The 726-nt window shown below is 70.4% G+C and carries 1 protein-coding gene; it reads right to left on the bottom strand.

The window, feature by feature from the left end:
* The coding region (locus ACFO4E_RS30085; protein ID WP_378580731.1) for a hypothetical protein at positions 1 to 699 on the bottom strand (699 nt) is incomplete at its 3' end.
* Between the last annotated feature and the right edge of the window lie 27 nt (positions 700 to 726).

The following is a 726-nucleotide window of genomic DNA, read 5'->3' as shown; positions in this document are numbered from 1 at the left end:
GCCCGGGAAGGCGCCGGAGCCGTCCTCGTCGCGGCGGGCCGGGCGGATGAGCACGTGGCCCAGGGCAGCCGCGGCCCTCTCGATCCCGGCCCCGGCGAACCCCTTGTCGCACACGATGGGGCAGGGCCCCGGCGCGCATTCCTGGACGTGGAGCAGGTGGAGGGCTTGCTTGCGCTCGTCCAGCTCCTTGGGGTGGGCCAGGGAGAACGCGCATACGGCGCCGTCCGTGGTGGTGATGAGCAGGAGCTTGGCGCCCCAGTAGAAGGCGTGGTGGGACTTGTCCATGCCGTAGCCGGCCACCTCGCCCAGGCCCGAGCGGTTCACCGTCACGCGGGAAGCCCCGCAGCGCACCGGGGTTCCGTCCATCAACCGAAGTTTCTCCTGGTAGGTGGGGATGGCGCGGGCCAGCCACATCGCGACCGCGAAGAGCACCGGGGCCAGTGCCCGCACCTGCCGGTTGTACTCGGACTGGACGGGCAGGCGCGGGAACAGGTGGCCGATCCGGGAGGGCGCCACGCGCAGCCAGTGGTGCTCGGCATCGCATCCCAGCAGGACCTGGGCGGTGGCGACGCAGACGAGTTCGGCGTCGGTGAGCAGGCGGGGCGGTCCCGGTTTCCGGCGCTGTTCGTGTGCGGGCAGGACATGGTCGTCCAGATGGACGTAGAGTGCTGTCAGAAGGGCGTCCAGGTTTGTCTTCACACACTGATCTTGGCGCCCTTCGCCATG

This window comes from Nocardiopsis mangrovi (genome assembly GCF_042653925.1).
Classification (GTDB): Bacteria; Actinomycetota; Actinomycetes; order Streptosporangiales; family Streptosporangiaceae; genus Nocardiopsis_B; species Nocardiopsis_B mangrovi.
The sequence above is the reverse complement of the archived record's forward strand: the minus strand, read 5'-3'. Positions and strand labels throughout refer to the sequence as shown.